The following is a 6,651-nucleotide window of genomic DNA, read 5'->3' as shown; positions in this document are numbered from 1 at the left end:
GGGTGCGGAAGGTGCTGCGCGAGAGTGTGGTGGGCGGGCCCGGTTGGTCAGGCCGCGTCGTCCAGACGCATGGTGCGGCGGTTGTAGGCGGGTAGTGGACGTCGCTGCGGGTCGATGGTGGCAGGCGGAACGAGCCAGGGGTGGCGGTCGAAACCCATCACGACGTCCCAGCCGTGGTGGTGGACCTGGGTGTGGCACCGTTGGCAGAGCAGGCATCCGTTGTCGAGGTCGGTGGGACCGCCGTCGGCCCAGTGCGCGATGTGGTGCACCTGCGTATGTGACGGTGGTGCACCGCATTTGACGCAGCATTGGTCGCGCACGATGACCGCCTTGCGTAAATGCGGCGGGTACAGTCGGTGGGTGTGCCCCATCTGCAGTGGTACGCCTTCGGCGTCGAGGATGATCTCGGTGAGAGATCCGTCGCATGACACCTGACGGGTGGTTGTTCGACTGACCGTTCCGGTCCACGGCAGGGTGGCGGGATCCGCGCCGGTGGCGGGGAGCGTCAGCATCAGCTGCGTGCGTGGTGAACCGACGGTGTCGATGGTGGCACCGATCGCTGCTTGATCGAGGATGAGCTCGAACGCATCAGCGCGGCGCTGTTCGGCCGAACGTCGGTCGTCGGCGCCGTCGGGTTCTGGTCGTGGGCAGGCTCGTTCGTCGATCATGGAGAGGAACTTCTCACCGACCACCTGTGTGAGGTCGGCGCGGATGTCGACCCGTCCGTCGTCGGTGGTGTGGACGTTGACGGTGTTCAGCGTCGAATCATCGGCGGCTGACACACCGGTGTCGGTGGTGTCGGCAATGGTGTTGCCGATGGCGCGGGCGTACTTGTCTACTTCTGTCGGTGTTGCACCTGACAGCGCTTGACCGAGCAGGACAGTCTCGTAACCGGCACGCTCCTCGTCGGAAAGCGCTGTCGGCGAGCGCTTGTCGATCTGCGCCATGCCGCGGATGATGGCGTCGGTGACTTCGCTCGACAGGCGTCCGTCGGCGGCGTTACGGGCCAGGGTGGGCAGTGTGGGGAGAGCGTCGACGCTTCGCATGGCACGTAGAGCCGCAGCGGGTGCGTAACCGATCTCGATCAACACCTTCTTGGTGGTCCCACCGGCCTTCTGTGCGACGCCCAGTTCATCGAGTTGCACTGCGTGCGTGACGATCTGGTGATCGATGGTGTTGCGGAGCAACCGCAAGGTGTTGAGAGCGTCGAATGTCTCTCTGCCAGTGGGGTCGTCGGCGGGCGGGGTGGTCTCGATGAGCTGGTCGAGGAGGGTGGTGAGCTCTGGCATGACTCCAAGGTACCGGAACATTCATTCGATGACGAGCTGTTTCCACAGCCTGATCATCGCGAAATGTGTTGCTGTTGAGTCGTATTCAGGAACTCTAGATGCGTCTGGCAACAACAGTGAACAGAAGTCACGCTCGTTTCGGATGCGGCCGCTCGCACGCCCCTGGGCTCGTTCGCAGGCAAAGGGTTCGGTTCTGGTGGAGCGGTCTCGGTCCGTGCTGTCGGTGGCGGCTGGTAAGGGGCACGTCGGAGGCGGTGCGGAGCTGGCGGTACCGAGGATGTCGGGAGGTGTGATCCGTGTGTCGCGCAAGGGTTAAAGGACTTCATTGCGAGTGCGTGTCCGCCGGTCGAAACCTATCGATTGCGCCGAGGTATCGTCGCGGTTGTGGAACCGCCGTCAGTCAGGTTGCGGTGACGCACTGGACCACACGGTTGCGCGCGGCCCAAGTCGGTGACGGTGATGCCACCGTGGCGGCGGCAAACGTTCACGTTCTCCGCTGATCCCGAGTTGGGGAGTAGCCAAGTCCAAGCTGAGCCGGACGCCACCGATCTTGCCGATGCGACTGGGGGGGTAGCCGCAGAGGCGACTCGCGACCGCAAGCGAAACGGCACCACGATGCTGTTCGCGGCACTGGAGGTAGCCAAGGGCGTCGTGGCTGATCGATGCTACAAGCCGTCACGGCTGCGCCGATCTCCTCGACGTCATGAAACGGTTGCAAGGGCACATCCGCGCAAGATGGCATCGTGTGCGACGTCCGGAGGCATCCACGCCCACGCCAAGACCCCACCGACTTGAGGCGCGCGACACGAAGCACAGTCGCGTGGTGAGTCGAGCATCTGGGCGGTCACAACACCCGATGGATGCGCCGGCACCAGCGCACGTGGGTGTCGGTGAACCATTGACAGACAACGTATTTCACCCGGACCCGACCCCGGATGCCTGGCCGACGGGGTCCAATCGAGGGTTTGCCCGCCGATGTCCGATGAATCCGGTCAAGGCGGTCGACGCAACTATCGACGTACCCCGCCGGCCGCGTTCCGCGGCGAACTCGCGGCCTGCAGCCGGCGGAGGCTCGGGCACCCGCCTCGGTAGTAGTTCAGTAGTGGTGGCTCAGTAGTAGTACGGGTAATCGTCCCAGCGCGGGTCGCGCTTCTCGAGGAAGGCGTCGCGGCCCTCGACCGCCTCGTCGGTCATGTAGGCCAGGCGGGTCGCCTCGCCCGCGAACACCTGCTGGCCCATGAGGCCGTCGTCGGTGAGGTTGAACGCGAACTTCAGCATGCGTTGCGCCGTCGGCGATTTGCTGTTGATCCGACGCGCCCACTCGATGGCGGTGGTCTCCAGGTCGGCGTGCGGGGCGACGCGGTTGACCGCACCCATCCGGTGCATGGTCTCGGCGTCGTAGGCCTCCCCGAGGAAGAAGATCTCGCGCGCGAACTTCTGGCCGACCTGCTTGGCGAGGTAGGCGCTGCCGTACCCGGCGTCGAAGGAGCCCACATCGGCGTCGGTCTGCTTGAACCGGGCGTGTTCGGCGGACGCGAGGGTCAGGTCGCACACGACGTGCAGGGAGTGCCCACCGCCGGCGGCCCAGCCGTTGACGACGGCGATGACGACCTTGGGCATGGTGCGGATGAGTCGCTGGACCTCGAGGATGTGCAGCCGCCCGCCCTCGGCCTTCACCCGCGCCGCGTCGACGGTGTCGGCGCCGGCCGCTGCGACGTCGTCGTCGTGCGAGGTGGCGTACTGGTAGCCCGAACGTCCGCGGATGCGCTGGTCGCCGCCGCTGCAGAACGCCCACCCGCCGTCCTTGGGGCTCGGGCCGTTCCCGGTCAGCAGGATGGTGCCGACATCGGGAGTCCGGCGCGCATGGTCGAGGACGCGATACAGCTCGTCGACGGTGTGCGGTCGGAAGGCGTTGCGGACCTCGGGGCGGTCGAACGCGACGCGCACGATGCCGTGTTCGCGCCCCTCGCCGACATGGCGGTGATACGTGATGTCGGTCAGGTCGTCGAAGCCGGGCACCGCGGCCCACGACGCCGGGTCGAAGGGCTGGCCGGCGGAGTCCTGGGTGCCTGGCGTGCCCGTGGTTTCTGGCGTGGCAGTCATGGAATCAGCCTATCGACGCCACGTCCGGGGAGTTCCCCGCGGCCGACGCCGCGTGGATTGGTGAGCAGAGGTCACGAAGTCGACACAACTCCGACGCGGATTGCATGCAAGTACTGGACTGTGGTCGGCCTTCGCCCCAACATCACCGAAATCTCAGTTTCGGGTGCTTAGCTGTTCGTATGGCTGTATGGGGGTGGATTCTGATCGTCGGGGGCGCGTGGTGTGTGCTGTCCGCGGCGGTCGCGGTGATCGTCGGGAGGGCGGTCCGAATCCGAGACGAGAAAGAGCGCGGACCGCGCGGGGTTCCGGACTACATCCCGGAGTCCACGCGACGGCTGGCCCGCGGAGGGGTCTGCGTGGATCTGGCCGACCGCCGACGAACCGGGCGGAAGACCGACACCGGCTAGGCTCCGGCGTCGCTGCCTCTTATACGGTTGATCGGTGAGTGAAGCGAACGATCGCGCCGTCGAGGCCGTCGAAGAGGACCCGCACGAAGGTGGTTTCCGGGCGCACACGGCCGTCACCACCGAGCGCGGCGGCCCACGCTACGGAGAGTTCAGCGAGCAGGTTCGTCTGCTCATGGACAACGCTCGGTACGCCTGCCCCGACGACGCGCTCGTGGACGAACTCATCGACCACCTCACGGCCGTCAACGAGAAGCTGGCGAAGGTCCGGATCGACGAATGGCATTCACCGGCCGGGACCCGGATCGACCTGCCGTCGCGGGGCAACATCACCTTGCCGCCGTATGAGGTCAAGGAACTGACCGAGACCGGGGTCATCGCCGAGCTGACGTTCCGCGATTTCCACCTCGGCGGGAACAACGCCGCACACGGCGGGCACGTGGCGGTCGCATTCGACGACGTCGGCGGCTTCGCGTCGGCGGTCGCGATCCAGGCCGTCAGCCGGACCGCCTACCTGAACGTGCAGTACCGGTCCATCACGCCGCTGAACACGCCGCTGCGTATCCACGCGTGGGCCGACCGCATCGAGGGCCGCAAGGTGTTCATCAAGGGCACCCTCCACGATGGTGACCGCCTCTGCGCCGAGATGGACGCGCTGTTCATCAAGCTCAACCCCGGGCAGGCCTAGCTCACCCGCGCACGGGCAGCCGCCGGCTGACCTCCACGGGCGAGTCCGCGCGCGAGAGCCGCATCACGATGGTCGGCGCCTCGTCGGCGTCGAGCGGCCACGTCTCGAGCATCTCGCGACGCAGGGCGGCCAGTTCGTCGCCGTGATTGCTCGACAGCGCGCGGGCGGTCTCGTCGTCGTCGGCATAGAGGAATGTCGGCGTCATGGGATGGACCGCGTAGCCGAGCCGCTCGGCGGCCACCCACAACTGTTCCGCGACGATCCCCCCGCGCAGATAGTCCACCGCTGCCGTGCCCCGCTGCACCAGCACGAGGACCGCGGAGGACGACGCGACCCGTGAGCCGGCGTCGGCGCCGAGCGCGGTGCCGCCACCCCATTCGTCGAGCAGGGCCATCACGTCGGCGCGGCGCAGCACGTCGAGCATGCCCGCCATCGCCGGTGGCAGGTCCAGCGAGGCGACGTCGATGCCTTCGGCGGCAGTCCGGTCGGTGGTGAGCTCCAGGAACATCTCGCGGTGCAGTTCGGGCGTCAGGAACCGGGCGCGGTCCGACCGGGAGATGATCGAGGCGTAGCGGTCGATGTCCCTGCGGTCGGTGAGGGCGAGCAGGCGCGTGCGGTCACTCGAGGCGGCGGCGTGCAGCCGACTGCGGTCCGCCGCCGACAGCGGTGACCCGTCCCCGACGCCGCGTCGGGTCCCGCGGGCGAGCAGCGCGCTCAGTTCCGCCTCCGCGTCCGGCGACCGCGAGCCGGTGTCGAGGCCCTTCAACCGTGCCCGACCGGCCAGCGTGCCTGCGTCGTCGATGATCTCGATGTCGTCGAGCACCCCGCGTGCCGTCGCCGCCACGCGGGCGTTGTACAGCGCCGCACCGACCGCCACCGCCGATGCCCGGTGCTCGACATCGAGGGTCGAGGTGCGCGTGCGGTCGAGGGTGATGGTGACGGTGTCGTCGTCGGAGGTGATCTCCCACGGTTGCTGGTTGCCCGCGGACGGCGCACGCCTCGCGGCGTGCACGACGAGTTCGCGGTCGCCCATCGCCTCGACGCGCGAGTCCTCGCACGGCGATGCGAGCGGTTCGGTGCTGCGCGCCGCCTGCGGACCGTCGTCGGCGACGGCTGTGCCGATCGGGTCCTCGAGACCGTCGAGCCAGGAGTCACGATCGAAGCGGACGCGTCCCGAACGCAGCGACTTGCCCTGGACGAGGCGGCGAACCGCCGCCGCCACCGTCGCACCGCCCAGCAGGACATCGCCGCCGAGTTGCGGCCAGGCGGTCACCGTGTGGCCCAGTTCGATGGCCGACGCCGCCATCGGCGCGGTCACCTTCGTCGGCTCGAGCACCCGGACGGCCAGCGGGGTGAGGGCCGCCCGGTCGAGGCCGACGAGATCCTCGATCTGCAGATCGCCCGCCAGACCGTGGAAAAGCGGCCGCTCCGGTTCGAGGTCGAACCTCTCGACATCGAGTGTTCCGCCGTCGCTGGTTTCCATCAGGACCGGAATTCCGCGCGACCGACACTTCTCGCGGATGAGGACCTTCACATCGAAGGAATCGCATTCTTCGACGACAATATCCAGCCCGTCGAGGAATTGATCGATGTTCTCGGTTGTTATTCCCCCCGAGTACACGACGGTGGTGAGATATGGATCGATCTCGGAAATGCGCCGCGCGGCGACCACGGCCTTGTTGTCGTGAATATCCATGAGCGTCGCCGGAATTCGATTCATATTGGTCAGTTCGAGTTCGTCGAAATCGGCGAGACGCATTTCGCCCGCGAGCCCTTCGAGTGCCAGTGTGAGCGATATCGCATGTCCCACACTCAATCCGACGACACCGATGCGGAGCTCGCCGGCGGCGGCCTGCTGAGCCGCGGTCAGCTTGTGCCGGTTGCGGTCGAGTCGGAGGCGCCGGAACGTGCGCGGACCGGGGATCTTGACGAGAGCGTTGCGCCAGGGGAAGTGCGCGAAACGCGGGCTCTCGTCCCGCAGCGCCGGCTCCGCGGGCGGGAGGAGTTCGTCGAGCGCGCGGCTCGTGCGCCCGGTGATGTCGGACACGATCAGGGCGGGTTCCGCGGTCAACTCGACGGGTAGTTCGTCCGGTGAGTAGAGGGTGGCGGCAGTGTCCGGCGGCGTGTTCATACGCCCATCGTGTCGCACGGGATTGCACGACGCCAA

The 6,651-nt window shown here is 67.3% G+C and carries 5 protein-coding genes; 2 read left to right on the top strand and 3 right to left on the bottom strand.

Annotated features, from left to right (window positions below; all coding sequences use genetic code 11):
- Nucleotides 1-47: 47 nt before the first annotated feature.
- Together MHN80_RS04955 and MHN80_RS04950 are read right to left on the bottom strand one after the other, a co-directional pair.
- Entirely contained in the window at nucleotides 48-1,310 is a 1,263-nt protein-coding gene (locus MHN80_RS04955) for an HNH endonuclease signature motif containing protein (RefSeq protein WP_239399938.1), read from the bottom strand.
- A gap of 1,089 nt (nucleotides 1,311-2,399) precedes the next feature.
- Nucleotides 2,400-3,392: a 1,4-dihydroxy-2-naphthoyl-CoA synthase gene (locus MHN80_RS04950; protein ID WP_064569586.1), complete on the bottom strand. Its 993-nt coding sequence runs from the start codon at nucleotides 3,390-3,392 to the stop codon at nucleotides 2,400-2,402.
- 179 nt (nucleotides 3,393-3,571) lie between these two features.
- Between MHN80_RS04950 and MHN80_RS04945 the strand changes: the two genes are divergently transcribed.
- Together MHN80_RS04945 and MHN80_RS04940 are read left to right on the top strand one after the other, a co-directional pair.
- Nucleotides 3,572-3,799 carry a hypothetical protein gene (locus MHN80_RS04945; protein ID WP_180819350.1) on the top strand — a complete coding sequence of 76 codons (228 nt, stop codon included), beginning with the start codon at nucleotides 3,572-3,574 and terminating at the stop codon, nucleotides 3,797-3,799.
- Between the two features lie 34 nt (nucleotides 3,800-3,833).
- The gene (locus MHN80_RS04940; RefSeq protein WP_064569585.1) at nucleotides 3,834-4,484 is read left to right on the top strand and encodes a PaaI family thioesterase; all 651 of its coding nucleotides are present in this window, start codon (nucleotides 3,834-3,836) and stop codon (nucleotides 4,482-4,484) included.
- A gap of 1 nt (nucleotide 4,485) precedes the next feature.
- Here MHN80_RS04940 and MHN80_RS04935 read toward each other — a convergent pair whose 3' ends face one another.
- On the bottom strand, nucleotides 4,486-6,615 hold the full coding sequence (locus MHN80_RS04935; RefSeq protein ID WP_239399936.1) for an Rv1355c family protein: 2,130 nt from the start codon (nucleotides 6,613-6,615) through the stop codon (nucleotides 4,486-4,488).
- Between the last annotated feature and the right edge of the window lie 36 nt (nucleotides 6,616-6,651).

The sequence above is a fragment of the Gordonia sp. McavH-238-E genome, from assembly GCF_022348225.1.
In the GTDB taxonomy this organism is placed as follows: Bacteria; Actinomycetota; Actinomycetes; order Mycobacteriales; family Mycobacteriaceae; genus Gordonia; species Gordonia terrae.
This window is presented reverse-complemented; position numbering and strand designations above follow the sequence as displayed.

Excerpts from the sequence above, each read along its gene's own strand:
- MHN80_RS04955 (WP_239399938.1), bottom strand. The coding sequence starts at position 1,310 with ATGTTCCGGTACCTTGGAGTCATGCCAGAGCTCACCACCCTCCTCGAC.
- MHN80_RS04950 (WP_064569586.1), bottom strand. The coding sequence starts at position 3,392 with ATGACTGCCACGCCAGAAACCACGGGCACGCCAGGCACCCAGGACTCC.
- MHN80_RS04945 (WP_180819350.1), top strand. The coding sequence starts at position 3,572 with ATGGCTGTATGGGGGTGGATTCTGATCGTCGGGGGCGCGTGGTGTGTG.
- MHN80_RS04935 (WP_239399936.1), bottom strand. The coding sequence starts at position 6,615 with ATGAACACGCCGCCGGACACTGCCGCCACCCTCTACTCACCGGACGAA.